We start from the raw sequence: 26,786 nt of genomic DNA, 5'->3' as shown, positions 1-26,786 counted from the left end.
TGATGTTACGGAGGGCGACCCGCCTGCGTAACATCAGTTACTTACCTTCTAATAAGCCTGTTTTTAGTCGTGCTAGTCAGCAGCATCCGTCCTTACACCGAGCAGGGGAAGGAAATGCTTATTACCAGCCTGCCCAGCCGAGTAACAGGCTGGCGTTAGTTTATTCGCTCCACCTTTACCAGCGCGCCCACCAGCGACACCAGCGCCGTAATGACGTAGAAGAGCACGCTCACGCTCACCGCCACCGGCGTGCTTAGCGCGAAGAGTTGCGCGCCGTACAAAAACGTCAATTCGCGGGCGCCCAGGCCACCCACCGTGAGCGGCAGCACCGCCGCCATGCTCGACGCCAGAAACACCAGTAAGTAGGGCAGCACCGGCCCGTTGGCCGCGCCCAGCGCCGCCAGCAGCGCCCAGGCGCACAGCACCTGCGCGCCCTGCACGCCCAGCGCCTCCCAAGAAGTGCGCCCAAACGCCCGCCGAAACTCGCCAAATAGTTGCCGGCCCAGCGCGTAGCTCAGGCCCAGGCCCAGCGGCACCAGGCCCAGCGGCACCGCCCGCCACCAGGGGGGTAGGGCCAGCACGCCAGCCGGGCGCAGCTCGGCGGCGGGCACTACGGCCAGCAGCACCAGCAGCAGCACCAACAGGGCCACCATACCACTGAGCCGGTCGAGCAGCAGCGCCCGAAAAATGAGGCCCCGCCGCCCCGGAAACTCCCTGCCCAGCAGGTACACCTTGTAGCCGTCGCCGCCGATGCCGCCGGGCAAAAACAGGTTGTAGAACATGCCCAGCCAGTACAGGCGCAGGTTGTAGCGCTCAGTGAGCTGGATATCGACAGCACGAAAGAACGTATTCAGCCGCACCGACGAAATCAGCTTGGAGAACGTGAACAGCGCCGCGGCCAGCGCCAGCCAGCCCGGCCGCGCCTGCCGCAGGGTGCGGCCCAGAGCCGGCAGGTCGAGGTGGCGCGCCACCAGCCATAGCGCCCCGGCCATGAAGGCTAGCTTGAGCAGCAAGGCCGCGTAGCGCCGCCAGGGGGGGGTAGGCATGGGGTTTAATTTAGAATTTAGAATTATTTGTCATTGCGAGCAGCGCGAAGCAATCGCACCAGAACGACATCCACGCCAGTCGTTCATCCATCGTTCTGGTGCGATTGCCGCGCTGCGCTCGCAATGACAGATGATTTGCGTAAGCCCTATAAAACCTGTATTAGCCGGAAGTGGATGTTGCGGTCTACCTGCATCGTGTCGAGGGTGCGGTAGCGCAGGCCGCTGAGCCAGTACTCGTCGCCGAGGTACAGCGTGTCGGGGTGGAGCGCGTGGGTGGCGGTGCGCAGGGTTTGGCCGCGGCCGCGGGCGATGTAGAAAGCCTCTACGTTGTCGAGCGGGGTGCCGGGCAGCAGCAGCAGCGGCTTGCCCTTGGTTTCGCGGCCAATGCGCTCGGCAGCGGTGCGGTAGGGTACTTCGGGTGAGGTCTGCATGCGCGCCGGGAAGATGAACACGTCGAATGCCAGCCGCAGCACCAGCAGGTAGTAGCCCAGCACCAGCAGGCGGTAGTCGGCCAGCTTCCAGAACAAATACGTGCCCAATGCCAGCACCGCAAACAGCGCCAGACTCAGCGGCCACGAGGCGGGCACGCCACGCAAAAACGCCGTCTGCGCCGCCGATACCAGCCCTACCCCCTCGGCGGCCCGCAACACGGGCGGCCCCAGCAGCGCGGCGGTGCTGATGAGCAGCAGCGCTAGCAGCGCGGCATCGAGCCAGCCCACCAGCGTGCGCCCGGCCGCGCGCTGCTGCACGTAGAGCGGAATAACTACCGTGAGGCCCAGCGGCACCAGCATAAACAGGTAGCGCGGAATGGTGGCCGGCGACAGCCAATACACCGGCAAAATGGCCAGAAACAGCAGCGCGTTGTAGCGCAGAAACGGCTGCCCCAGCACCCAACGGCGCGCGCCCGGCACCAGCAGGCAGGCCACCAGCAGCGTCCAGGGCAGAAAGTGCTTGATAAAATCGAACGGAAACAGCAGCACGTACTGGATAGAATCGGCCAGCGGCTGGGCCGCTACCGTGCGCTGGCTCGACTGCGACCACAGTGTTTCCAAGGCTACTTCGAGCGAGTTGTGGCGGCTATAGAGCAGGAAATACGCCCCCAGAATGGCCAGCATCACCCCTACCCCCAGCACGTGCTGCCAGCTAAACAGGCGCCGCCACTGCCGGGTATCGAGGCAATATACGAGCAGCGCAATGCCCTGAAATACCATCGACGGCAGCCCTTTCAGCAAAAAACCCACCGCCGTGAGCGCGTAGGTGAGCACGAAGAGCCGCGTCCACTGCCCGCGCTGGCCCAGGTACCACACGGCCATGAAGCCCAGCCACGTGAGGGCCGCGTGCCAGAGGTCAATCAGCCCCAGAAAGGAATCGTAGAACAGTACTCGCCCGGTGGTGGCAAACGCCAGCGCCACCGTAAACGCCAGCCGCGAACCCAATTGCGGGCGCAGCACCCGCCAAATGGCGCTGGTGTAGAGCAGCAGCGCCGCAATGGTGGGCAGGCGCAGAATAAACTCATCCTGCCGCCCCGTGAGCCGAAACAGCGCCACTAGCAGCCAGTTGAACAGCGGCGGCTTATTATAATAGGGAAAGCCCTGGAGCGTGGGCGAGAAAAAGTGGCCCGAGTAGTGCATCTCCAGCGCCACCAAGGCCCGAATGGGCTCATCGACCAACAGCGGCTGCCAGCCCAGGTGCAGCAGCAGCGCCGGCAGCGCCAGCGCCAGCGTAAACGCCGCCACCCACCACGGACGCTGGCTAAGGGCAGTAATTACCCGGCGGGCTAACGATTCTACCACAAGTTTGGTTAGTTGTTCGGGAGTAGCCGCCCGCAAGAACCTGGCCGCAGGCAGCTACTCCGCAAAGGTACGCCCCCGAAGCAAGCCGCCCCGCCGCCCGGCAGCTTCTCATCATTTCGTAAGTTTGGCCCATGTCGTCGTCTTCCACGCTCCCTACCCCCCCCGACCGCCTCACCCAGACACTGCTGCGCCACGGCCTGCGCCAGACGCCCGTGCGCCGGGCCGTACTGGCCGCCCTCACCGGCAAAGGCTACGCCCTCACCGGGGCCGAGATTGAGCAGGAAATCGGCACCGATACCGACCGCATCACACTCTACCGCACCCTCAAAAGCTTCGAGCAGCAGGGCCTCATCCACCGCGTTATCGACGATACCGACGTGCTGCGCTACGCCGCCTGCTCCATCGAGTGCTCGGCCGAGGCCCACTTCGACAACCACGTGCACTTCAAGTGCGGCGTGTGCAGCCACACCTACTGCCTGAGCCAGGTAGCCATTCCGGCCGTGCAGCTGCCCGGCGGCTTCCAGGCCCAGCGCCGCGATTTTCTGCTCTCCGGCACCTGCCAGTTCTGCCAGGCGTAGGCTACTTCAGGTTTTCAACAGAAAATTGTTTGTCATTGCGAGCCTGCGAAGCAATCGCATCAGTACGAAATCGTTCGGGTGTCGTTTAGGTGCGATTGCCTCGCAGGCTCGCAATGACAAACGCATTACTCATTGTTCACTGCTAATTGCTAACTAAAATGTGGTGGACCTACGCCCTGCTTTCGGCCGTGTTTGCGGCGCTCACGGCGGTGCTGGCCAAGGTGGGCATTAAGGGCGTAAGCTCCGATTTGGCGACGGCTATCCGCACGGTGGTTATCCTGGTGGTGGCCTGGGGTATCGTGTTCTTTCGTGATAACCCGGCCGATATCTTCACCCTGCAGCCGCGCACCTGGCTGTTTCTGGTGCTGTCGGGCGTGGCCACGGGGCTGTCGTGGCTGTGCTACTTCCGGGCCCTGCAGCTGGGCAAAGTATCGCAGGTGGCCCCGGTCGATAAGCTGAGCGTGGCGCTAGCTATTCTGCTCTCGGTCATGTTTCTGGGCGAAACGCTCACCCTGAAAGTGGCGCTGGGCGCGGCACTCATTATTGGCGGCACGCTGGTGCTCATTTTCTAAAAAGCAGGGGGTAGGGAAACAAGCTGGTGTTGGTAGCCCCTACCCCTCCCAAAAGCAAAAAGCGTCCGCAAGCTAAGGCCTACGGACGCTTTTTATATAAACGGGAGTGGAGAATATCGGAGTCGAACCGATGACCTCTTGCATGCCATGCAAGCGCTCTAGCCAGCTGAGCTAATCCCCCGTTTTAGTGGCTACCAACCCGCCATTTGCGTTTTGGTTGTGCAAAAGTACGGCAACAGTTGGCTTACGCAAGCATTCGGGCCAACATTCTTCGCAACTGCCGCGAAATCAGGCGCAAAAAAAAGAGCGGGGAAATTTCCCCGCTCTTTTTGGCTTATGCCAGGTGGCAATTACTAGTTGAAGCTGTAGCGTACGCCCAGCTGCCCCTGCCAGCGCGAGCCAAACGCGGCGAAGTCATAGGCCAGGCCGTTGTTGCCATAAGCTGAAGGCAAGGAGAAGGTCGGCTGGGCGTTTACGTTCGTTGATTCTACTTTCAGTAGCTCCACGGCGTTGTTCGACACCACGTACTGACGGCCCCAGTTGTTGTTGAGCAGGTTGCCAACGTTGAAGATGTCAAACGTTATCTGCAGCGCGTTGCGCTTGCTGCCGCCCATGAAGGCAATGTCCTGGGCTACGCGCAGGTCAATTTCGTGCGTCCAGGGCAGGCGAGCGCCAAAGCGCTCCACTACCTGGCCGCGGTGGCTGCTCAGATACGGGTCGTTGTTGATGAAGTTTTCGAGCTGCGTCTGCACCGTAGCTAGGTCGCGGCCTTCGGTAGCTACCAAGCGAATCTGGTTCACGTCGCGCACGTCGGTCGGTACGTAGAGCAGGTCGTTGCCGTTGTTACCGTCGCGGTTCAGGTCAGTGCTCTGGCCGTAGATGTACGTCAGCGGCTGGCCCGACAAGCCTTCGTAGAACAGGCTGATGGTAGTAGCCAGATGGTCGTTCGCGTAGCGGAAGGTGTAGCCCGTGCTAGCGATAATGCGGTGACGCTGGTCGTTGCGCGAGTAGCCCAGCTCCGGGTTGTTCGGGTCATACGCTACCTGGTTGAAGGCGAAGTTCGACGAGGCCGTGCTGCTGCTGCCGCTGTTGATTTCCTTCGACACACCGTAGGTATAGGCTGCCATGGTGTTCAGGCCACCCACAAAGCGCTTTTGCAACTGGAAAGTAGCGTTGTAGCGGTAGCCCTTGTTGGTGTTGTTGAGCAGGTATACGTTGGTATAGCTCTGGTTAACGCGGCGCAGGGCCGTGGTAGCTGCGTAGACGGGGCGCTGGTCGGGGCCGGCCAGGCGGCCTACCGGGGCCGTCAGGTTCAGGTCCTGGTAGTAAATGTCGTTGACGGTCTTGGAGTAGATACCTTCTACCGTGGCCACTACGTCGCCGGGTAGGCGGAAGTCTACGGCCAGGTTCGAGCGCCACACCTGGGGCAGCCTGAAGTTGTCGCTTACCAGGTTAATCTGGCTGGTTGCTACCGGGTTAAACTTGGTAGCGATATCGTTGATGTTCGTGTAGATGTTGGGCAGATATACTGTCGAAGCACCCGAACCGGTAGAGTTCTGGCTTACCGAGCCCTGAATGAGGCCGCTGTTGGTGTAGCTGTTCGAAATCCACACGAAAGGCACACGGCCTGAGAAGATACCCGTACCACCGCGCAGCTGCACTTTGCTGTCGTTGTTCACGTCCCAGTTGAAGCCCAGGCGGGGCGAGTACAGCACCTGGCCGTTGGGGGTGTTGCTGGTGTGGTACTGCTGGCCAAACTGCGTGGCTACGCCCTCGTTGTTACCCGGCTTGTCGAAGAACACGGGTACGTCGATGCGCATGCCCAAGGTCAGGCGCAGGTTTTCGATGGGCGTGTACTCATCCTGCGCGTAGAAGCCCAGCTGCGCAGCTTTGAACTTAGCCTCCCCGCCATTAACAATGGGGTAGCTGGCCTGCACCTGGCTAGCCTTGCCGGTCTCAAAGTTGCCAATCGACGAGAACGTGTAGTAGCCAGCCCCGTTGTTGAGGAACAGGTTACGGAATTTGAAGCCTTCGTTGTGCGTGCCAATGGTAATGGTGTGCTTGCCGTAGGCCTTGGTCAGGTTATCCGTGATTTCCACGATATCCTGGTCGAGCTGGTTGGCTACCGAGCTGCGGTCTTGGCCAAGGCTGTAGGTAACGCCGCCTTCCGAAATCTGGTAAGCCGGGCCAGCCGCGCCTACTACATCGCGCGAGTCACGGATGGCAGTATAGGTCAGAATCAGCTTGTTGGAGAAGCCCCCCGCGAAGCGGCTGTTGAGCTCAGCTACCGTGCTGTTGGTGATGTTGCTAAAGCGGTAGGCGTTGTTGCTGAAGCGCACGTTGGTGCCGGTGCGGGTAATGTTGTCGTCAAACGCCTTCACGAAGTTGTGGCGCAGCGTCAGCGTATTGTTTTCCGAGAGGTTGAAGTCCAGGCGGGCAAAGATTTTGTTGCTCTCCGTGAGGCGATTTACATTGCCAATAGTGCCGGGGTCATAGCCACCATAGTAGCCCCCATCGGCCGTAGGCCTCAAAGAAGCCGTCCTAATCCGATTGATGATATCCAGGCTGGCTCGCGAATCGGAAGTGCCGGGCAGGTAGGCCAGGGGCGTATTAACGCGGGCAATTTCGGCATTGATGAAGAAGAATGCTTTGTCCTTCACCAGGGCGCCGCCCACGCGGAAACCCGTCTGGTAGTTGTAGAATTTATCGGCCGTGGTGCGGTCGGTTACGCTGCGGCCAATCGAGTTCTGGTTGCGGCCAAACCCGTAGATGGAGGCCGACAGGTCGTTGGTACCCGAGCGGGTCACGGCGTTTACGCCGGCCCCGGTGAAGTTACCCAGCGTTACGTCGTAGGGCGCGAGCACTACCTGAATCTGGTCGATAGCGTCGAGGGCGATGGGGTTGGTATTTGCCTGCCCGCCGGGCGTACCCGAGCCGGCCAAGCCAAACACGTCGTTGTTCACGGCGCCGTCGATGGTGATGTTGTTGTAACGGTTGTTAGCACCGCCAAACGACGAGCTGCCGCCGCCGCCCGCCTGGGGGGTAAGGCGGGTGAAGTCGGTGAGGCTACGGCTCAGCGTGGGCAACTCCATAATCTGCTCGCGGCTCACGTTTGTAGCGGCACCGGTGCGGCCAGCGTTGATAGTGGGGTCAGGGCGACCGGTTACTACCACGTTGCCCAGCTCGGTGCTGGAGGTACTGAGCGGAAAGTCGAGGCGTAGGTTCGCGTTCAAAGACAGCAAGATATTGCTGCGAGTAGCATCCTGGTAGCCCACAAACGATACCTTAACGGTGTAGGGCCCGCCTACGCGCATGCCCTGGATGTTGTAGCGGCCGTCGGCGTTGGTGCCTACCCCGTACTGGGTGCCGGTTGGCGTGTGGATAGCCAGCACGGTGGCCCCGGGCAAGGGCTCTCCCTTGCTGTCAGTTACCGAGCCGTTAATGGAAGCGGTAGTAGCTCCCTGACCCCAGCTCAGCTGCGCCGTTAGGAGCAGCAAGAGAAGCAGTGAGAAGTGGCGTAAAAGTAAATTTCTCATAAAATGAAGAAAAGTGAAAAGGCTCGCAATTGCCAATATGCTGCAAAGTTACACGGTAGCAGGTAGCGAAGCCTTACTTTCTCATCAAATCCTCATTTGAGCCTAGAAAAAGCGCATTATTCAATCATCCATAATACAAACTTCTATTTTGCATAACCTCTGCTTGTTATGCCCCAGTTGCGCAGGATTGACTAGTGGTCGACAGGCTTCTTTTTGCTTGGCTATTATCTTGAAATAATAGTGTTTTTTTATGCACAAAAAAGCGGGGTAGGAATTGCTTCCTACCCCGCTTTTGCGGGCCTAAGCCGGCGGGTGCCGGCAAGAGTACTTAGTTGAACAGGTAACGCAGGCCAATCTGCGCCTGCCAGCGCGAGGCCAGGGTCGTTACGTCCGTGCGGAAGGGGGTAGTCAACAGCGTCGGAGTGGTTGCACCAGTAGCCGTCTGCGACGGGTTATTGATGTACTGAAAATTGAACGTAGGCACACCCTGCGCATTGTAACCCGCGAAGGCCAGCGGCTGGGCCGTGTACTGGAACTGGGCAGCACCCCAGTTGCGGTTAATCAGGTTGCCTACGTTGAAGATGTCGATGCTGAACTGCAAGGCATTGCGATTTTCCCCGATGTTGGTGAAAATGTCTTGCAGCACGCGCACGTCTACCTGGTGCTGCCAGGGCTGCGAAGCGCCGTTGCGCTCAGCATACTGGCCGCGGTGCGCGCGCAAGTAGGGGTCGGTCTGGATGTAGTTTTCCAGGTCGACGGCCTGCTGGGCAGCAGTGTAGGTGAAGTACGTTGCCTTGGTCGTGCTGTTGGTAAATGCCCGGTCAACCAAGGCAATTTCGCTGGCACTGCGCGGGATGTACATCAGGTCGTTGCCCGATACGCCGTCGCCGTTCATGTCGCCGCCGTAGGTGTACGAGTAGCGGCCATAAGGTGCCCCGTTGTAGAACAGCGAGAGGGTAGTGCCGAGGTGGCCGACGTAGTTGAAGCGGTACGAGAGCGAGGCGATAACGCGGTGCGACACCAGGTAGGCCGAATAGCCAAGCGACTCCGAGTTAGGGTCGCCCGAAACGGGGCGGCCGGCCCAGCTCGACTGCGCGATGGAGCCACCGTCGTTTACCGACTTGGCATCGGAGTAGGTGTAGGCGGCCATGGCGTAGAGGCCATTGCTGAAGGTCTTTTGCAGCTGCGCCGTGAGGCTATAAGAGTAGCCCTGGCTGGTGTTGTTGAGCAGAATAGCGTCGGTAATGGCTGGGTTGGCCGCCGTAGCGGTAGTTGCTACACCAGCGGTCGTTTGGCCATAGAGGCGGTTGTAGGGGTTGGCATTGACCCCGCCAGTCGTATTGGCCGTGTAGAAAATCGGACGGTTATCCACCCCAGCCGCACGCTGCGTCGATACAGGCAGGTTGATGTTCTGGAAATACACCGCATTTACATCCTTCGAATACAGGCCTTCCAACGTCATGATTACTCCGCCGCCCAGCTCGTGGTCCACGGCCAGGTTGGAGCGCCACACCTGCGGAAACTTGAAGTCGCGCGCGGTGACGGCGATGTTGTACGAGGTATTGGCGCCGCCCGCGGCCAGCTGCGTGCGGTACTTGTTCACGTCGCCGCTAAAGGTATAGGGTAGGGCGGCGTTGCCTTGCAAGTCAATCGAGCCAAACTGTACGCCGTTGTTGCTGGCCTGGTTCGAGAGGTATACGTAGGGCACGCGGCCCGTGAAGATACCCGTGCCGCCGCGCAGCTGCGTTTTGCGGTCGTTGTTCACGTCCCAGTTGAAGCCCACGCGGGGCGAAAACAGCACCGTGCGCTTGGGCGTCTGGCTGGTGTTAATCTGAATCCCGTCGCGGAATGTTAGCTTGGCCAGGTCCGTATTCTGCTGAATAGTGGAGTAGATGATGGGCAAGTCGCCACGGATGCCGTAGGTCAGCTTAAAGTTGCTTTTCGGCGTCCATTCATCCTGCACATACAGGCCAATCTGGGCCGCGTTGGTTACGGCAAACGGGAAAGAGCCATCGGGCAGCGCCGAGTAGCGCACCTGGTAGCGCTGCGCCGAGCGCAGGCCATCGGCCGCGGTGCGGGGGGTAGGCGTGCCGCCGTTGGCGTAGTTGTAGCCATACGGCGCATCGGCAGTGGCGGCCGAGGCGTAAAAGTCTTGCAGCGAGTTGTATACAAACGCACCGTAGTACTGCGGCGCAAAGCCGTTGGTGAATTTATACAGCTCGTTGTAGGTACCTATCGTGAGGTTGTGCTGACCCAGAAAGGCCGTGAAGTTGTCGCCAATCTGATACGTATCGGTATTCAGAATATTGAACGCCGAGAAGGGCTCGTAGCCAAAGGAGGTGAGCGTTTGCGGCGCCGTAACCCGGCTATACACCGGCAGGCCGGTCTTGGAGTCCGTCGTGATGGCGCTCAGGCCCGAAGCATTGCCGATGTCTACCAGCGGAAACTGCGGAATTTCGCCGCCGCCGCCCGCCTGGCGGAAGTCGCGGTTGGCCAGGTAGCCCGCAGTCAGGTTGTTGGAATATTTCGACCCGAACGAGCTGTTCAGCTCCGCAATGAACGAGTTGAGGTTGTTGTTGATGCGGTAGTACGAGCCGTAGAAAGGCAGGCCATATATCGTCTGCGAGCGGTTGCTGATGGAGCCCGAGCCGCTGGGCGGCACGTCGCGGTACGACTTGAGGTAGTTGTACTTGACATTGAAGCGGTGGTTGGAGCTGATGTTCCAGTCCAGCTTGGCCGTAATCTTATCACTGTTCGACGCCAACGAGTAGCCCTGGTAAGCCCCGGGGTTGTAGTTGTAGTTGGTCATCAGGAACTTGCTGAGCGTCGTCAGGTCCGCATCCGAGGCCTGCGATATCGTTTGGCCGTTGGCGGGGTTAGCTTGGGTAGCCGCCTGGTAGTTGCCAGCGGGCGGGTCGGTGCGCAGCTCGCGCTCGGCGTTCAGGAAGAAGAACAGCTTATCCTTGATAATAGGCCCGCCGATGCGAAAGCCGAAGTTCTTCAGGTTGAAGGTGGGCACCGGGTTGTTCACGTCGCCAATCTTCTTGCCTACGTATTTCTGGTCGCGGTAAAAGCCGTAGACCGAGGCCGATACTTTGTTGGTGCCCGAGCGGGTCACGGCATTCACGTTGGCACCGGTGAAGGAGCCCTGGCGCACATCGTAGGGCGCAATGCTCACCTGAATCTGGTCGATGGCGTCGAGCGAAATCGGCTGGGCGTTGGCCTGCCCCCCGATGGTACCCGACAAGCCAAAGGCGTTGTTGAATAGCGCGCCGTCGATGGTCACGTTGTTGAAGCGGCCGTCGCGGCTGCCGAAGCCACCCTGGCCGTTGGCCTGGGGGGTAAGGCGCGTGTAGTCGGCAAACGAGCGGTTGATAGTTGGCAGCTGCTCAATCTGGGCCCGCTGAATTGTGGTAGCCGCCCCCGTGCGGTCGGCGTTGATAACCGGGTTCTGGCGGCCGGTCACGGTCACTTCGGTCAGCTGCGTCGAGGCTTCGCCCAGTTTAGCATCGAGGCGGAAGTTCTCGGCCAGCGTCAGGTTGACGCCCGTGCGCGTGAAATCCTGGTAGCCCACAAACGACACCTTAATAGTGTAGGGGCCGCCTACCCGCATGTTTTGGATGTTGAAGCGACCGTCGGCGTTGGTAGAGTTGCCGTAGGTGGTGTTGGTGGGTGTGTGCACCGCCACGATGGTAGCGCCGGGCAAGGGCTGCCCCTTGCTGTCGGTAATGGTACCGCTCATGGCGGCCGTAGTAGCGCCCTGGCTCCAGCCCAGGTGGGCCGACAGCAGCAGTACTACCAGCACGAACGCGTGTCGTAAGTACAATAACTTCATAATTAAGAAGAAAAAGTGAGGAAAAAGCGCGACGGATGGGTCTGCAAAGGTAGCGTGCACCTCTGAAAACCGCATGTTACGCTAATGTTAACAACCTAAAAGCTAACGGCTTGCAGGTCATGTTTCCTCATCATTTCCTCATTTTACCTCTACAACCGCGGCCGCACCGCCCGGATAAAGCGGCTGAGATAGTAGTCGGCCTCGAAGCTGTTCTCAATGACACCCAGCGAAGTAGAAGCGTGGATGAACTCTACCCCCTCGTTATCGACTACCGTCACCATGCCCACGTGCGTGATGACCTGCGAACCGGGCGAGGCCCCAAAAAAAAGGAAATCACCGGGCTTCAATTCGGTCGGCTTCACGGGGTCGCCCCAGGCCGCCTGCTCATTCGAGGAGCGCGGAATGGTCACGCCCGCGTCGGCAAACGAGAGCTGCAGCAGCGCCGAGCAGTCCATGCCCAGGCGGGTAGTACCCCCAAAGAGGTAGGGCGTGCCCTGGTAGGCGCGGGCATTCTCAATCACGCTGGCCAGTGTGCCGGTAGCGTTGCCCACGCGCGCGGGGCGTTTCACTACGGTTTTGGTGGTAGTGCTGCCGCTGGGCGTGGCGGCCCTGCTCTTGGTTTTAACGGTCGTGCTACGGCCGCCGCTGGGGCGGGCCACGCGCTCGCCGCGCTTGAGGCGCACCATATCGCGAGCCGAATAGTAGCGGCCGTTGCGCTGGTTGAGCTTGCGCTGGCAGCTGCTGCTGAGCAGCAACAGCACGATTATCAGCCCGTAATAGCTCCGCCAAGCTTTATCGGCGGCTGGCTGGCCAGCGGTTAGGAGCGCTTTCCGCATCGGCCGTACCTTCGTTCTTTCACACTGCATTATTGGCAAATATAGCCCGGCGGCCCCTGGCCGCGTTTTTTCACTCATGCAATTCAACGCCCTTACCCCCGCGCTAGTATCCGCTTTCGAGCAGATAGTGACTCCGGCGCACGTCCTCACGGCCGCCACCGCCGAGGCCCAGCAGTACGAAGCCTACGGCCGCGACCACACCGAGGACTTCCACTTCGCGCCCGATGTGGTGCTGCGGCCGGCCACTGTAGAAGAAGTCAGCGCCATCATGAAGCTCTGCCACGAGCACCAGGTGCCCGTGACGGCGCGTGGAGCCGGCACCGGCCTCAGTGGCGGCGCCCTACCCATCCACAATGGCGTGGTCCTCAGCATGGAGCGCTTCAACAAGATTCTAAAAATTGACGAGCGCAACCTGCAAGCCATCGTGGAGCCGGGCGTAGTGACGGAGGCGTTTCAGAACGCGGTGAAGGAAGTGGGCCTCTTCTACCCCCCCGACCCGGCCAGCAAGGGCTCGTGCTTTTTGGGCGGCAACCTGAGCCAGAGCAGCGGCGGCCCCAAGGCCGTGAAATACGGTACCACCCGCGACTATGTGCTTAACCTGCAAGTAGTACTGCCCACCGGCGAGATTATCTGGACCGGCGCCAACACCCTCAAAAACGCCACCGGCTACAACCTCACGCAGCTCATGGTGGGCTCGGAGGGCACGCTGGGCATTATTACCAAAGCGGTGTTTCGGCTCCTCCCCTACCCCCAGCACAACATCCTGATGCTGGTGCCTTTCCGGCAGGAGGCGCAGGCGGCGGAGGCCGTGTCGGCGGTGTTCCGGGCGGGCATCATCCCGTCGGGCATGGAGTTTATGGAGCGCGAGGCCATCGCCTGGTCGTCCGACTACCTGAAAATTCCGCTCACGCTGCCCGAGGATATTACCGCCCACCTGCTCATCGAGCTCGACGGCCGGGACCTCGACGAGCTGTATAAGGAAGCCGAGCAAGTGTACGAAGTGCTGGAGAAGTACGACGTGGGCGAAATCTTACTGGCCGACACGGCCGGGCAGAAGGACGACCTCTGGAAAATTCGGCGCAACATCGGCAATTCGGTGCGCTACAACTCCGTATATAAGGAAGAAGACACCGTGGTGCCGCGCGCCGAGCTCCCTACCCTGCTCAAGGGCGTGAAGGAAATCGGGGCGCGCTACGGCTTCAAAAGTGTGTGCTACGGCCACGCCGGCGACGGCAATATGCACGTCAACATCATCCGCGGTGAGCTAACCGACGAGGAGTGGAACGTGGGCCTGCGCCAGCCCATCTCGGAGATTTTCCAGCTCTGCGTGAAGCTCGGCGGCACTATCTCGGGCGAACACGGCATTGGGCTGGTGCAGAAGCCCTACATGCACATCGCCCTGGCCGAGGCCAACCTGAACATCATGCGCGGCATCAAGCAAGTATTTGACCCTAAGGGAATTCTGAACCCAGGGAAGATATTTTAGGGAGTTACGCTTAGCAGAACGTCATGCTAAACGCAGTGAAGCATCTCGCTCGCGCCGTTGGGTTTAGTAACCTACATGGCGCGGGCGAGATGCTTCACTGCGTTCAGCATGACGTTCCCACGAGGAAAAGCTACCCGATAACTGCTTTAAACTCCGGCGCTTTCCGGTGCTTGGTCGCCTGCTCATACGCGTAGCCGAGCGCCAGCAGCTCGGCTTCCTTATAAGGCGCGCCCACGAATGAGATACCAATGGGCAGGCCGTGCACGTAGCCCATCGGCAGCGTGAGGTGGGGGTAGCCCGCCATCGCCGCCGCGCCGGCGTAGCCGGGGCCGGTGTTGTACTCCCCATTTACGAGGTCGATGCACGCCGCCGGGCCAGTGGTAATGGCCACGATGCCCGCCAGGCCGCCGTCGGTTTTGAGCGCGGCATCGAGGGCGGCGCGGGAGATGTCTACCACTTTGCGCAGCGATGCTTTGTACTTGTCGCTGCCCAGGCCGTCGGTTTTTTCGGCTTGCTCCAGAATTTCCTGCTGGAAGAAAGGCATGGCCTTGGCGGCGTTGGCCTTGTTGAAGGCGATAACGTCGGCCAGGGTTTTCATGGGGGCCTTGGTGTTAGCCAAGTACTTATTCACACCGTCCTTGAACTCGTAGAGCAGCACGTCGAACTCCGCCTCGCCGATGGGCTGGGTGGCGGTGCGCACATCTACCTCCACTATCGTGGCGCCCTGGGCCTTGAGGTCGGCCACGGCTTTGCGCAGCAGCTCGCCGCCGATGGCCTGGTTGGTGAGATGCCCTTTCTCTACCCCCAATTTTTGACCCTTCAGGGCATCGGGGCGCAGCAGGCGGGTGTAGTCGGCGGCTTTCGCCGGGTTGTTGGCCGAAACCGTCACGGCATCGGCCGGGTCGGGGCCGGCCATGGCGCTCAGCAGCAGGGCCGCATCGCGCACGCAGCGGGCCATTGGGCCGGCCGTGTCCTGGGTGGCCGAGATGGGAATAATGCCCGTGCGGCTCACCAGGCCCACCGTGGGCTTGAGGCCCACCAAGCCATTGACCGACGACGGCGACACAATGGAGCCGTTGGTTTCGGTGCCCACCGCCGCCGCGCACAGGCTGGCCGAGGCTGCCGAGCCCGAGCCGGCGCTGCTGCCGCTGGGCGTGCGGTCTATTACGTTGGGGTTGTGGGTTTGGCCGCCGCGGCTGCTCCAGCCGCTGGCCGAGTGCGTCGAGCGGAAGTTGGCCCACTCGCTCAGGTTAGTTTTCCCCAGAATAATGGCCCCGGCTTGCCGCAATTGCTTAGCTACGTGCGCGTCCTGGGCGGCGTGGTGCCCCTGCATTGCCAGCGCGCCGGCAGTGGTCTGCATCTTGTCGCCGGTATCAATATTATCCTTGATGAGCACCGGAATGCCGTGCATAGGGCCGCGCAGCTTGCCGGCTTTGCGCTCTTTGTCGAGGCCATCGGCAATACTGAGGGCGTCGGGATTCAGCTCGATAATGGCGTTCAGGGCCGGGCCGGCCTTGTCGATGGCCGCGATGCGGGCCAGGTACTGCTGGCACAGGCTGCGGCTGGTGGCTTTGCCACTGGCCAGCTGGGCCTGCAAGTCGCTGATGCTTACTTCACTGAGAGCAAAGGGCGCTACCGTTGGCCCGGCTTTGGGCTCCACGGCGGGGATAGGGACTTCGGGGGTGGTGGCGGCGGTGGCGGCGAGCGGCAGCAGGGCCGAGGCCAGGGCGGCCTGCGTACCATGCTGAAGGAATTTGCGGCGTTGCATAATGCGCGGTAAAATTTGACTTAATAGGCGAAGAAATGGCGTTGCCAAATGTAAGCCTGCCCCGGCCGGACCAAGGCAAGCAGCCTGCATTTTTTTGAGCCCGGCCGCGCCAGCCCAACGCCGGGCGCGCTGGGGCGTATAGCTAAGCAGTAGCGTCCGACTTTCCCCACGCCTCACCTTCTTCAGCCTTTTCCCATGCCTAACCTGAACGACCAGCCCAACGAAATTGCCGGCAACCACCCCAGCCAACCCGCCAGCGAAACCGCCAAAATGGGCGCCGATGCCCGCAATACCAACGCCAACAGTTCGTTGCAGCCCGCCACGCCGGCCATGCAGTCGGGCGAGCCGGCCCCTACCCCCCCGCCCAGCAGCAAAGAGCTGTTTGATAGCGAGATGGAGGCCGGCAAAGGTGCGGTGGAGCCCGGCGGCGAGCAGGAAAACCGCGAAGCCAAGCCCGCCGACGTAGAAGCCGCGCCCGCCCCGCCCACCGATTCCAAGCAGCCCAATGTGTACGGCGGCAATTTTGGCAACGCTGTAGAAGGCAGCTTCCAGGACCATGACCGGGCCAGCAACCAGCGCGCCGATGCCAACCGCGGCGAGTTTGGCGAGCAAGGCACGCTGGGTGGCACCCACGGCGGCTTTGGCAACCAGTATCGCGAGTTTGACACGGCCGCCGAGCACCCCGCCGCCGAGGCTACGGAAGAGAAATATTATGGCGAGGGCGCCTCGGCACCGGGCTTGCAAGACAATGCCTACCGTGCTTACGATGGCCGCGACCAGCGCCCCAGCCAGCAGGGCCACGCCGTGCGCGACACGCCCGCGCCGCCGACCATGAATTTCAATGACAATACGACCAACCGCCCGCCCGCTACCGACGGCCGGGGCAACGTAGAGGACAACCGCAACCTACCCGGCAAAGCGGGCGAAGTGGCCGCCTTTCAGAACGATAACGGCTCGCCCACGGTGGACTCGGCCTATGCGCCCGACTACGGCCACACTTCGGGGGTAGGGCTGCCCGCCGAGGCCACCGACAATCACGTGGCTGGCGGCCCCGGCGGCCGCAACCAGCAGGAAGACCAGCGCTCCTCGCGCGGCGGCTACGACAACCAGGGCAGCCAGGGTGGCCGCAGCCACGACCAGCAGCCCGGCGGCGATGCGCCCGCCGGCCAGGGGGCACCCGCACCCGTCAACTCACCCGACGCCCCACAAACTCCTGGCTATGGCTACGGCCACGAGCGCAGCGAAGAAGCGCAGCCCGGCAGCCCTCACACCGGCGACTCGCGCAGCGGCTTTGGCCCGGCCGGCTCTAAGGAAGGCGATACCAGCCAGGGCTACGGCTCCAAAGGCGGCTCATACGACGACCAAAATCCTGGTGCCCGCGGCCCCGAGCACGACAACTTCACCAACCAGGACAAGGCCCAAAATTACGGCCAGGACAAGCGCGACGACTTTCGCCCCGCCGACGGCGACAAGCCCCAGGACGCCGAAGACACCGCCCCGCGCCGCAACGCAGGTAGAGACGAGGAGTAATGAGCAGTGAACAGTGAGCAAATAGATAGAGTGAGTTAATTGCTCACTGTTCGTTACTCACTGCTCACTACTTACTTATGCACTTTCATGTCGATGTCGTACTTGTAGCGCGGTGGGCCGCCAAGGGGCACGGCAAAGAAGGGTAGGGCCGTATCGTATTGGTCGGTAACGTAGAAAACCACGTCGTTGAAAACGGTGGCTTTACTTACCAACCGGAAATCGAGCGACAGGCCGTACTCTTTCGAATCAATGGGCAGCACGCTGCTCGTCCATTGGCCATCGCCGCTTACCGGGGCTTCGTGGCCATTTTTGGCAACGCTGAAGATGGTGAGCTTGGCCGAGTTATCCATGTCAAAATTACTTTGCTTGATGCTCACTACGTGCTCATTGGCAAAAGGATAGAGGTGCACCGTAACGGGCCGCCCCGACGGTGGCGCGGCCGGAATGCGGAAACAGTACTCGTAGGTAAACGCGTTGCCACCGGGAATGGGCACGTTCAGGCTGGGGCTGCTGCTGAGAAAGAAGCGGTAGAGGTTGCCGTCGTTGCCGCTCAGCCCGCGCACTACTACCTTATATACGTATCCTTGAAATTGGTCTACCAGCTCCCCCTCCAGCGGATTGAGGGGGCCGAAATTGAAATATTTGCCGTCGTAGGTCGGCTCTGCTCCGAAGGACTGCTGCTTCAGCAGGCGGCCCGAAGGGGGGGTAGCCGGGCTGGCCGGGCGCGGGTCGGTGGCGCCTTTGGCCGAGTGCGTCCCTACCCCCCCGTAGAGGCTGAACTCGGTACTCGTATTAAACTGGCCCACCTTGGCATCGAGCTGACCGCCGCAATCGGGGTCAAAAACCCGTATATAGATAGGCCTGCGCTCCATAGCGGGCACTAGGAAAAAAAAAGTCTGCGTAAAATCATCGTCGCCGCTGGTAGTTGGCGCTTGCGGCCCAAAAGTTACCAGGCTCTCAATTTTCTCACCGGGGTTGGGAACGGCCTGCGCGGCCGCGCCTACGGCCACACATAACAGCAGCCCGAGCGCGCACGTAAAGCGAGTTAGGGCAGAAGCATGATTTTGCATAAATGCAAGAAGAAAGACGGTGAGTAGGTTGAGTCTATTCCCAGCCTGTGCCGTAATATTACAACTCAAACCTAGCGCGTTGTCTGCTGTTTATCCTACTATGAGTGCCTCTGAACGTGATACCACCGAGTTTTTCGACCGGCTCACCAACCAGGTGCTGTCCCTGCGGGTGCTATCCTACCAGCGGTTGCGGCCACTCAATTCGGAGCAGCTCAACCGCCGGCCCGCGTATGATAAGTGGAGCGCCGCCCAGTGCCTGGAGCACCTCAACATTGTGGGCGGCTACTACCTGCCTAGCCTCAAAACGCGCCTGCGCCAGGCACAGGCCAGCGGCTCTACGGCCAGCCCGCAGGTGCGCAGCGGCTGGCTAGGCCGCTACTTCACCGAAACGGCCCAAAAAAATAATGGCCTGGGCGACAACCTCTTGCGCCGCCCCAAACAGTTTGCGCCCACCGGCGTGCGCCTCACCGGCACCGTAGTCGAGGCCTTCAATCGCCAGCTCGACGAGCTGCTGCGCCTGCTGCTGCTGGCCCGCCAGGTCGATGCCGGGGCCGTGCGCATTCCCAACCCGCTCTACCCCTGGCTGCGCCTGCGCCTCACCGATGTGCTGGAGGCGCTCGTTACCCACATTCAGCGCTACGTGAAGCAGGCTGAGCAAGTGACCAAAGAAACGGCCAATAAATAAGCAGTAGGAGCAGTTGGCGTAGTGGGGGTAATGTTGTTCAAGCAGTTAGAACAACATTACCTCCATTACGCCAACTGCTCTTATTTACTCCTGGTACAGCACTTGCAGCACCGTTTGGCCCACGGCTTTCAGGGTTTTGCGGTCGATGATGCTCATATTGTCGCCCGTGGCGTGGTGGTAGGCAGGGAAGTACTCCTCGCCGAAAGCCGGGTGGTCGTAGATGTCTACCGTGGGCACGCCGGCCTGGTTGGTGTATACATGGTCGTCGAGAATGGCCCCCGTATCCTTAAACAGGAAATAGTCGGAGTATCCTAGCTTGGCGGCCGTATTCCATATTTTATCTACTACTGAGCGGGCGTTGTTCAGCGAGGTACCTTCGCGGGTGAAGTGGCCGCCCTTGGCGCCCACCATGTCGAATAGAATGCCGTACTCGGCCTTGTAGCCGGCGGGCACCAAGTGCTTGGCCCAATACTGTGAGCCCAGGCACCACGACGAGTTGCCATTGGTTTCGTCGAGCTGGTCCTTGATATCAGACTGGGTACTATCCTCATGGCCCCAGTCCTCGGCATCCATCAGCATAATGTCTATCCCCACGTTGGGGGCCAGGCTGTCGGGCTGCAGGCTGAGCACGCGCGCTATTTCGAGGGCGGCGGCCACGGCGCTGGCGCCGTCGCTGGCGCCATCCATGGGGGCATTTTTGTGCTCCTTGTCGGCATCGGCGAAGGGCCGGGTGTCCCAGTGGGCAAACAGGGCGATGCGCCGCGCTGCCGTGGGCTGATACTGGGCAATGATGTTGCGGCCCTTAATCTGGGTACCGTCAAAGGTCATGGCCTCAAACGGCTGCTCGCGCACGGTTAGCCCAAACTGCTTGAGCTTGGCTACCAGGTAATTGCCGCAGGCAATGTGCGCTTTCGAGTTGGGCACGCGCGGCCCGAACGCCACCTGCTTGGCCGTGAACGCGTAGGCCGAATCGGCATTGAAAGCCGGGGTAGGGTGCGCTTGGGTTGCGGCGGGAGGGGTAGCCACTTCGGCCGGCTTTTCGGAGGGGCAGGCCGTGAGCAGGGTTACGGCGGCGGCCAGCAGGCCCAGGCGGGGAAGGATGTTTTTCACGCAGTGTCTCGCAGGGTTAAAACGCAGTGTTTGGCTTGCGCCGGCTTTCAGTTCGCGGTGTGGGGTTACTCTTCGCTATAGGCCCACTCAACGCCGGTTTTGGTGTCCTTAATCACGATGCCCTGGGTTTTGAGGGCGCTGCGAATCTGGTCCACCTTGTCGTAGGCTTTCTCCGACTTGGCTTCCTGGTAGAAACCCAGCGCGAGCGTCAACAATTCCTCGGCGCTGGCGCGGGGCTCGTCGCGCAGGCCCAGGATATCGACCACCACGGCGCGGTAGGCGGCGGCGGCTTCGGTCACAGCCTCGGCACTGACTTCGGCCAGCGCGGCGGGGGTAGTAGCCAGCGTGTTGAAGCGCTTGAGCAGGTCGAACAAAGCCGCCAGCGCGCGCGGCGTGTTCAGGTCGTCATTCAGAAACTCGAACGGCTTGGCGGCCAGGTTGCGCAGCTGCTGCTCGGGCGAGGGTGGGCCGGGCTTGGCCGTTTCGGAGGGGGTAGGGACCTCGGCGCGTTCGGTTTCGGTGCTCAGGGGCAGCAGCTTATCGAGTAGCCGCAGGCCGTTCATGAGCTTGCGGTAGCCTTTGCGGGCAGCTTGCAGGGCATCGTCCGAGAGGTCTATGGGCGAGCGGTAGTGGGCTTGCAGGAAGAAGAAGCGCAGTGCCATGGGCGAATACGCCTGCGACAACGCCGCGCTACTCCCCTGAAAGAACTCGTTGAGGGTGATGAAGTTGCCCAGCGACTTGCTCATTTTCTGGCCGTTCACGGTCAGCATGTTGTTGTGCAGCCAGAAGCGCGCGCCGGTACCGGGCGTGTTGCTGGCCTCGTTCTGCGCGATTTCGCACTCGTGGTGCGGAAACATCAAATCGAGGCCGCCGCCGTGAATATCGAACGCGGCGCCGAGGTACTTACGGCTCATGGCCGAGCACTCGAGGTGCCAGCCGGGGAAACCCATGCCCCAGGGCGAGGGCCAGCGCATGAGGTGCTCGGGCGCGGCGTTTTTCCAGAGCGCGAAGTCCTGGGGCGAGCGCTTTTCTTCCTGCCCGGCCAGCTCGGCGCGGGTGTTGGCCAGCAATTCTTCCACCACACGGCCCGAGAGGCGGCCGTAGTTCAGGCCCTCCGCGTTGTACTTGGGCACGTCGAAATACACCGAGCCGTTGGCCTCGTAGGCCAGGCCGCGGCCCATAATTTCCTCAATCAGCCCGATTTGCTCCGTGATGTGGCCGCTGGCCTGGGGCTCGATATCGGGGGGTAGGCAGCCCAGCGCGGCCATGGCCTGGCGGTAGCGCACGGTGTAGTGCTGGGCTACTTGCATGGGCTCCAGCTTCTGGGCGCGGGCGGTTTTGGCCAGTTTGTCTTCGCCCTCGTCGCCATCGCCCACGAGGTGGCCCACGTCGGTAATGTTGCGCACGTAGCGCACTTGGTAGCCCAGGTAGCGCAGGTAGCGCGTGAGCACGTCGAACACGATGGGCCCGCGCGCGTTGCCCAGGTGGGCATCGTTGTATACGGTGGGGCCGCACAGGTAGAGGCCCACCAGCGGCGGGTGCAGCGGTTCGAAGGATTCCTTTTTACGGGACAGCGTATTATAGAGCGTCAGCATTTTTTCAGTTATCAGTCATCCAATATCAGGCATCAGCCGGGCTGATGGTTGATAAGCGGGCAGTAGCCAACGGCAAAGGTCCGGCAAAGTTTGGCAAGTAGCGCTCACTTGTAGGGTAAGCTTTAGCTTGCCGGGCGCCTCGCCAAACGGCCGGGCACGCGAAAGCCCACCCCTCAGCCAACGCCCGGCAAGCTAAAGCTTACCCTACAGACCTTTCAACCGATACAGCCCCTCCACCGGAAAGTGGTCGGAATACGGAATTTCATCGTGAATGCGGCAGGCCAGCACCTGCCACTGCGGGCCGGCAAACTGCTGGTCGATGCGCAGCAGGGGGGGTAGGCGGCCGTGGTAAGTGTTGCCCGGCCCGAAGCCCACGGTGGCCCAGGCATTCTGGAGCGGGCCAGCCAGGGCGTTGTAGGCGTAGGAATAGGGCACGTCGTTGAGGTCACCGGCCAGTAGCACCGGGTAGGGCGAGCGGCTGATGTGGGCCAGCAGCGTATCGGCCTGCCAGGCGCGGGCCGCCGCGCCACGCACGAAGCGCCCGAGCAGGCCCCTACCCTTGGTTTTGAGGCCGGCCCGGCTGGAGCCGGCCGTCACGATGTCTCTTTCATCGAGGCTCATGCTCTGGAGGTGAGCGTTGAAAATGCGTACGGTATCGTGCGGGCCGGGGCCGGCCACATCGACCCACATGGCGTGGTTCTGGCTGAGGCGGCCAAAGGCAATTTCGCCCCGCCCCACAATGGGCAAGCGCGAAAAAATAGCCAGGCCAAACTCCGCGCCTACACTGTTAGTCAGGCTCTTCGAGATGAATACCTGCCGGCCAATATCCTCCCCCAGCTTCTCGCCCACCCGGAACAAGTCGCCATCAGAAGACCTGGTGCCGGCTGGCTCATTGTAAAACTCCTGCAGGCACAGCACATCGGCCGGGCTGGCGGCCAGCCACTCGATAAACCTGGTCGGAGCCGCCGGGTCGGGCTTGCGCAGCTGCGCATACACGTTGAAGATGCGCACGTTGGCGGAGAGCAGGCGCAGAGTAGTAGCTGGTTTCTGGCGCTTGGTTCCTGGTTTTTGGTTTCTTGGCCCTAGTGACTGACCATCAATTGCTAATTGCTCATTACTCATTGCTAATTGAGCGAAGTGCAGCGGTAGGCCACGCTGCACCTGCGGCCAGGCCAGCACCAGCGCCGCCAGCGGCAGCAGCGCGATGCGCCGCGCCCGCAGCCCCCAAAACAGCCCTACCCCCGCCGTGAGCACCAACCACCCCGGCACCGTGAGCGCCAGCAGTGGCGCCAGCACTAGCTGGCCGGCCGGCACCCGCTCGGCGGCCACGCTCAGCAGCAGGCCCAGCAGCACTAGCAGGGTAAAACGGTAGGACAGCAAGTGACGCACAAAGGGCCGGCGGCGCGCCAACTGGCCCCCGACCCGGCAAAAATACGCCCGCCGCGCCCGGCCGCCGCCGACCAGTTGCGGCATGGCCCGCCGAGGCTTAGCTTTACTACTAGATTGCTTACGGCCTATTTTATGTGGAAAAAGTTTTACGCTAGTCTCTGTTTAGTGGCCTTGAGCGCGGCCGCGCACGGCCAGCACCTGCCCGCCGGCCAGCCCGCCGCGCCCACGGCCCTGCCCGACGCGGCGCCCAGCCTGGAGTTTGTGGCCAACCGCGGCCAGTGGCCCGGTGCCGTGCGCTACGCGGCGTCCGTGCCGGGCGGCCACCTGTGCCTGGAGCCGAGCGGCCTGCGCTACATTTTGCTGGAGCCCATTGCGCACCCGCACCTGGGCGAGCAGGGCAGCGCGTTGGCCAAGGCGGGGGCGAAGGTCGGCGCCCGCACCGCCTCGGTGGCCCCTACCCCCACCGAGGCCGCCGCGCCCGTTCGCGGCCACCAGCTGCGCGTGCGCTTCGCGGGAGCCGATACGGCTACCCCCTTGCTGCCCAGCCAGGCCACCGCCGAGGTGCGCAACTACCTGCACGGCGCCGACCCCGCCCAGTGGGCCCAGGCCGTGCCCAGCTACCGGCAGGTGCGCTACGAGGCGCCGTGGCCCGGCGTGGCCGCCCGCTTTTATGAGAACGCGACCCAGCACCTGGAATACGATTTTGAGGTGGCAGCCGGAGCTGATGCGGGCCGGGTGCAATTGCTTTACGAAGGTGCTACCAGCCTCACCCTCAGCGCCGATGGGCAGCTGCACGTGGGTACCTCAGTGGGCGAGCTGACCGAGCTGCTACCCCACGCCTATCAGCTCGACCCGGCCACCGGGGCGCGGCAGCCGGTGAGCTGCCGCTACCGCCTGGATGCGGAGGCGGCGCGGGTGTCGTTTGAGTTGGGGGCATATGACCACGGCCGCCCGCTGGTGATTGACCCCACAGTGGTGTTCTCGACTTACTCGGGGGCCAAGGGCAGTAACTGGGGCTTCACGGCGACCTACGATGCGGCGGGCAACCTCTACTCAGGCGGCATTGTGCTCGATGATATGGTGGCTATTCCGAGCTACCCTACTACGGCGGGCGCGTTTCAAACCACCTTTGGCAGCATCATCGACATGGCGCTTATCAAGTATAATCCGGCCGTGAACGGGGCGGCGGCCCGGGTGTGGGCTACCTACCTGGGCGGCAACCGCGCTGACTTTCCGAGCAGCCTGGTGGTGAATGCCCAGAACGAGCTGCTGGTGCTCGGCAGTACGTCCTCGACCAACTACCCAACCACCAGCGGTGCCTTGCAGCGCAGCTTCGCGGGCGGGCAGTCGGTGGACCCGTTTGGCTACGCGCCTACCCCCATCTACCGGGTCGCGGATGGCACCGACCTCATGATTTCGCGCCTGAGCGCCGACGGCCGCTCGCTGGTGGCCTCGACCTACCTGGGCGGCAGCGGCAACGATGGCATTGCGGCCTACAATCCACTTTCGGCCACCCGGCAGCTGCCGCAGAACTACGGCGACGCGCTGCGCGGCGACATCCTGACCGATGCGGCGGGCAACGTGTACGTGGCGTCGGTAACCAGCTCGACCAACTTTCCGGTGACCAGCGGCAGCTTTGGCACCGGCTTCCGGGGCGGCACCTGCGACGCGGTGGTAGCCAAGCTCTCGCCCACGCTGAACAGCCTGGTGTGGAGCGGCTACCTGGGAGGCACCGCCGCCGACGCGGCCTACTCGGTGCAGCTTAGCGCCAGCGGCGACGTTTACGTGGCGGGCGGCACGCTCAGCACCAATTTTCCGAGCACGGCGGGCGGCTACCAGGCGCAGGCGCGGGGCAGCGTCGATGGCTTCGTAGCCCGCATCGCGGCCAACGGCAGCGCCGTGCAGCGGGCTACCTACCTGGGTACCAGCGCTTATGACCAGGCATTTTTTGCGCAGCTGGGGGGCGATGGCGGGGTGTACATTCTGGGCCAAACGCTGGGCGCCTGGCCAGTATCGGCGGGCGTATATAGCAACGCGGGCAGCCGGCAGTTTATCCAGAAGCTGAGCCCCGACCTGGATAAGATGCTGCTGAGCACGGTGTTTGGTAGCGGACGCAGCACGATTGACATTTCGCCCACTGCCTTCTTAGTGGACCAGTGCGACCGGGTGTACGCCTGCGGCTGGGGCGGCGACGTGAACCAGCAGGCCTACAGCTACAGCGGCTACGTGTCGAACAACGGCTACACTCACGGCCTACCCACCACCGCCAACGCCGTGCGCACCACGCCCGATACGCCGGGCGCGGGCTCCGACTTTTACCTGGCCCAGTTCGCGCCCGGCCTCACCGCCCTGAGCTACGCCACCTACTACGGCGACCCTACCCCCTACTCAGAGGGCGACCACGTAGACGGCGGCACCTCGCGCTTCGACCCGCGCGGCATCGTGTACGCGGCGGTGTGCTCGTGCTTCAACCGCAACGGATTTCCGGTACCGCCGGGCGCGTATTCATATTCGCCCACCAACGGCGGCGTGGCCCTACCCGGCTACAACACGCCCTGCAACAACGCCGCCTTCAAGCTCAATTTTGAACCCACCGTGGCTGCCGTGGGCCCCAGCCAGGCCGTATGCGACAACTCGCCGCCCCTGCAGCTGAGCGGCACCCCGGCCGGCGGCGCCTGGACCGGACCGGGCGTAACGGGCTCGGCCACGGCGGGCTTTGTGTTCACCCCTACCCCCGCCCTGGCCGGCACCCAGCAGCTCACCTACACGGTGCCGGGCGCCACCAGCGCCTGCACCGTGGAGGCCCGGCTGACCGTGACGGTAAGTAGCGCGGCGCAGGCTATAGCCGCCGCCCTGCCCACCGTGTGCGCCAACAACAGCCCCGTGCCCCTCACCACCGGCACGCCGGGCGGCGGCACCTGGAGCGGGCCGGGCGTGTCGGGCTCGGTGGCGGCGGGCTTCTTCTTTACGCCAAGCCAGGCCCTGGTAGGCGCGCAGCGACTCACCTATACCATCGCGGCGGTGCAGGCCTGCGGCAATGTGGGCAGCCAGGCCAGCACCACTATCGAGGTGCTGGGCACGGCTACCGTGGCTATGGCCGCCGATACGGTGCTGTGCCCCGGGAGCGCGCAGGCGTTCCGGCTGCGGGCCACGCCGGCGGGCGGCGTGTGGGCGGGGCCGGGCGTGTCGGCGGGCAACTTATTTACGCCGCCGGCTGCGCCGGGCACGTTCGTACTCACTTATACTGTGAACGCGGGCACGGCCTGCCCGGTGGTGGGCACGCGGCGCATCACGCTGCTAGCGCCGGCGGTGCTGGCCCCGGCGCTGGTGCCGGGTGCCTGCGTGCCCAGCTCGGTGGCGCCGCTGGTGGTGCACTTTTACCAGGACCCCGCCTCCCTACCCCCCGACGCGGTGCTGACCTGGAACTTCGGCGACGACAGCACGGCCGTGGTCACGGGCTTCGACGTGACGCATACCTACCTGAAAGCCGGCACCTACCGGCCGCGCGTGACGCTGAGCTTCAACCAGAACCGCTGCGGCAACGCCGTGGCCCTACCCCCCGTGGTGGTACAAGACATGCTGATTCCCAACGTATTCACACCCAACGGCGACGGCCAGAACGACCTGTTTGCCCCGCGCCTGGGTGGCTGCCCGCCGCGCCTGCAAGTGTTCTCGCGCTGGGGCCAGCAGGTGTACGAAAACGCCGCCTACCTAAATACCTGGGACGGTGCGGGCGTAGCCGCCGGCATCTACTACTACCTGCTCACCCCGCCCGATGGCTCGGCCACTATCAAGGGCTGGGTGGAAGTGGTGCGGTAAGTTTGTTTAACTTATTGCCGTTTGTCCTTGCGAGCGCAACGAAGTGGAGCGCGGCAATCCTTCCTACACGTTTGAGTTACTATCACAACGTCAAAGGAAAGATTGCCGCGCTCCACTTCGTTGCGCTCGCAAGGACAA

General features: G+C 62.3%; 16 protein-coding genes and 1 tRNA gene. 6 read left to right on the top strand and 11 right to left on the bottom strand.

The window, feature by feature from the left end; translation table 11 throughout:
• Window positions 1-155: 155 nt before the first annotated feature.
• Window positions 156-1,046, bottom strand: a complete 891-nt coding sequence (locus E4631_RS02005; protein ID WP_133658417.1) for a lysylphosphatidylglycerol synthase transmembrane domain-containing protein — start codon at window positions 1,044-1,046, stop codon at window positions 156-158.
• 146 nt (window positions 1,047-1,192) lie between these two features.
• Window positions 1,193-2,839, bottom strand: coding sequence for a glycosyltransferase family 39 protein (locus tag E4631_RS02000; protein WP_133658416.1), 1,647 nt, complete (start codon window positions 2,837-2,839; stop codon window positions 1,193-1,195).
• A 131-nt stretch (window positions 2,840-2,970) separates the two neighbouring features.
• On the opposite strand from E4631_RS02000, the gene E4631_RS01995 reads away from it, so the two are divergent.
• A complete protein-coding gene (locus E4631_RS01995) occupies window positions 2,971-3,417 on the top strand; it encodes a Fur family transcriptional regulator (protein WP_133658415.1) in 447 nt (148 codons plus the stop codon).
• A gap of 158 nt (window positions 3,418-3,575) precedes the next feature.
• Complete coding sequence (locus E4631_RS01990; protein ID WP_133658414.1) at window positions 3,576-3,989, top strand: EamA family transporter; 414 nt, start codon at window positions 3,576-3,578, stop codon at window positions 3,987-3,989.
• A gap of 107 nt (window positions 3,990-4,096) precedes the next feature.
• Here E4631_RS01990 and E4631_RS01985 read toward each other — a convergent pair.
• The 4 genes from E4631_RS01985 to E4631_RS01970 all read right to left on the bottom strand — a co-directional run bounded on the left by E4631_RS01985 (window position 4,097) and on the right by E4631_RS01970 (window position 12,196).
• Window positions 4,097-4,170: transfer RNA gene (locus E4631_RS01985), tRNA-Ala, on the bottom strand.
• A 172-nt stretch (window positions 4,171-4,342) separates the two neighbouring features.
• Window positions 4,343-7,525 carry a carboxypeptidase regulatory-like domain-containing protein gene (locus E4631_RS01980; RefSeq protein WP_133658413.1) on the bottom strand — a complete coding sequence of 1,061 codons (3,183 nt, stop codon included), beginning with the start codon at window positions 7,523-7,525 and terminating at the stop codon, window positions 4,343-4,345.
• Window positions 7,526-7,853: 328 nt separating this feature from the next.
• Window positions 7,854-11,360 (bottom strand): TonB-dependent receptor, encoded by a 3,507-nt coding sequence (locus E4631_RS01975; RefSeq protein WP_166648146.1) that lies wholly within the window; start codon window positions 11,358-11,360, stop codon window positions 7,854-7,856.
• Window positions 11,361-11,509: 149 nt separating this feature from the next.
• Complete coding sequence (locus E4631_RS01970) at window positions 11,510-12,196, bottom strand: C40 family peptidase (RefSeq protein WP_240734602.1); 687 nt, start codon at window positions 12,194-12,196, stop codon at window positions 11,510-11,512.
• A 76-nt stretch (window positions 12,197-12,272) separates the two neighbouring features.
• Here E4631_RS01970 and E4631_RS01965 point away from each other — a divergent pair, with 76 nt between their 5' ends.
• Window positions 12,273-13,682 carry an FAD-binding oxidoreductase gene (locus E4631_RS01965; RefSeq protein WP_133658411.1) on the top strand — a complete coding sequence of 470 codons (1,410 nt, stop codon included), beginning with the start codon at window positions 12,273-12,275 and terminating at the stop codon, window positions 13,680-13,682.
• A 130-nt stretch (window positions 13,683-13,812) separates the two neighbouring features.
• Here E4631_RS01965 and E4631_RS01960 read toward each other — a convergent pair whose 3' ends face one another.
• Window positions 13,813-15,450, bottom strand: a complete 1,638-nt coding sequence (locus E4631_RS01960; protein WP_133658410.1) for an amidase — start codon at window positions 15,448-15,450, stop codon at window positions 13,813-13,815.
• A gap of 195 nt (window positions 15,451-15,645) precedes the next feature.
• On the opposite strand from E4631_RS01960, the gene E4631_RS01955 reads away from it, so the two are divergent.
• Window positions 15,646-16,980: a hypothetical protein gene (locus tag E4631_RS01955; RefSeq protein ID WP_133658409.1), complete on the top strand. Its 1,335-nt coding sequence runs from the start codon at window positions 15,646-15,648 to the stop codon at window positions 16,978-16,980.
• A gap of 71 nt (window positions 16,981-17,051) precedes the next feature.
• On the opposite strand, the gene E4631_RS01950 is transcribed toward E4631_RS01955, so the two are convergent.
• Complete coding sequence (locus E4631_RS01950) at window positions 17,052-18,050, bottom strand: hypothetical protein (RefSeq protein ID WP_135318578.1); 999 nt, start codon at window positions 18,048-18,050, stop codon at window positions 17,052-17,054.
• A gap of 100 nt (window positions 18,051-18,150) precedes the next feature.
• Between E4631_RS01950 and E4631_RS01945 the strand changes: the two genes are divergently transcribed.
• The gene (locus E4631_RS01945; protein ID WP_133658407.1) at window positions 18,151-18,735 is read left to right on the top strand and encodes a DinB family protein; all 585 of its coding nucleotides are present in this window, start codon (window positions 18,151-18,153) and stop codon (window positions 18,733-18,735) included.
• An 84-nt stretch (window positions 18,736-18,819) separates the two neighbouring features.
• Here the strand turns inward: E4631_RS01945 and E4631_RS01940 are convergent, their stop codons facing one another.
• The 3 genes from E4631_RS01940 to E4631_RS01930 all read right to left on the bottom strand — a co-directional run bounded on the left by E4631_RS01940 (window position 18,820) and on the right by E4631_RS01930 (window position 22,913).
• Window positions 18,820-19,845: a M28 family peptidase gene (locus tag E4631_RS01940; RefSeq protein ID WP_133658406.1), complete on the bottom strand. Its 1,026-nt coding sequence runs from the start codon at window positions 19,843-19,845 to the stop codon at window positions 18,820-18,822.
• A gap of 65 nt (window positions 19,846-19,910) precedes the next feature.
• Window positions 19,911-21,440 (bottom strand): cysteine--tRNA ligase, encoded by a 1,530-nt coding sequence (cysS, locus tag E4631_RS01935; protein WP_205704190.1) that lies wholly within the window; start codon window positions 21,438-21,440, stop codon window positions 19,911-19,913.
• Between the two features lie 204 nt (window positions 21,441-21,644).
• Window positions 21,645-22,913 carry an endonuclease/exonuclease/phosphatase family protein gene (locus E4631_RS01930; protein ID WP_166648145.1) on the bottom strand — a complete coding sequence of 423 codons (1,269 nt, stop codon included), beginning with the start codon at window positions 22,911-22,913 and terminating at the stop codon, window positions 21,645-21,647.
• 48 nt (window positions 22,914-22,961) lie between these two features.
• On the opposite strand from E4631_RS01930, the gene E4631_RS01920 reads away from it, so the two are divergent.
• Window positions 22,962-26,648 (top strand): gliding motility-associated C-terminal domain-containing protein, encoded by a 3,687-nt coding sequence (locus E4631_RS01920; protein WP_133658403.1) that lies wholly within the window; start codon window positions 22,962-22,964, stop codon window positions 26,646-26,648.
• Window positions 26,649-26,786 lie beyond the last annotated feature (138 nt).

The organism is Hymenobacter sp. UV11 (assembly GCF_004684095.1).
Taxonomy (GTDB): Bacteria; Bacteroidota; Bacteroidia; order Cytophagales; family Hymenobacteraceae; genus Hymenobacter.
The sequence above is the reverse complement of the archived record's forward strand: the minus strand, read 5'-3'. Positions and strand labels throughout refer to the sequence as shown.

Excerpts from the sequence above, each read along its gene's own strand:
- E4631_RS02005 (WP_133658417.1), bottom strand. The coding sequence starts at position 1,046 with ATGCCTACCCCCCCCTGGCGGCGCTACGCGGCCTTGCTGCTCAAGCTA.
- E4631_RS01995 (WP_133658415.1), top strand. The coding sequence starts at position 2,971 with ATGTCGTCGTCTTCCACGCTCCCTACCCCCCCCGACCGCCTCACCCAG.
- E4631_RS01990 (WP_133658414.1), top strand. The coding sequence starts at position 3,576 with ATGTGGTGGACCTACGCCCTGCTTTCGGCCGTGTTTGCGGCGCTCACG.
- E4631_RS01980 (WP_133658413.1), bottom strand. The coding sequence starts at position 7,525 with ATGAGAAATTTACTTTTACGCCACTTCTCACTGCTTCTCTTGCTGCTC.
- E4631_RS01975 (WP_166648146.1), bottom strand. The coding sequence starts at position 11,360 with ATGAAGTTATTGTACTTACGACACGCGTTCGTGCTGGTAGTACTGCTG.
- E4631_RS01970 (WP_240734602.1), bottom strand. The coding sequence starts at position 12,196 with ATGCGGAAAGCGCTCCTAACCGCTGGCCAGCCAGCCGCCGATAAAGCT.
- E4631_RS01965 (WP_133658411.1), top strand. The coding sequence starts at position 12,273 with ATGCAATTCAACGCCCTTACCCCCGCGCTAGTATCCGCTTTCGAGCAG.
- E4631_RS01960 (WP_133658410.1), bottom strand. The coding sequence starts at position 15,450 with ATGCAACGCCGCAAATTCCTTCAGCATGGTACGCAGGCCGCCCTGGCC.
- E4631_RS01955 (WP_133658409.1), top strand. The coding sequence starts at position 15,646 with ATGCCTAACCTGAACGACCAGCCCAACGAAATTGCCGGCAACCACCCC.
- E4631_RS01950 (WP_135318578.1), bottom strand. The coding sequence starts at position 18,050 with ATGCAAAATCATGCTTCTGCCCTAACTCGCTTTACGTGCGCGCTCGGG.
- E4631_RS01945 (WP_133658407.1), top strand. The coding sequence starts at position 18,151 with ATGAGTGCCTCTGAACGTGATACCACCGAGTTTTTCGACCGGCTCACC.
- cysS (WP_205704190.1), bottom strand. The coding sequence starts at position 21,440 with ATGCTGACGCTCTATAATACGCTGTCCCGTAAAAAGGAATCCTTCGAA.
- E4631_RS01930 (WP_166648145.1), bottom strand. The coding sequence starts at position 22,913 with ATGCCGCAACTGGTCGGCGGCGGCCGGGCGCGGCGGGCGTATTTTTGC.
- E4631_RS01920 (WP_133658403.1), top strand. The coding sequence starts at position 22,962 with ATGTGGAAAAAGTTTTACGCTAGTCTCTGTTTAGTGGCCTTGAGCGCG.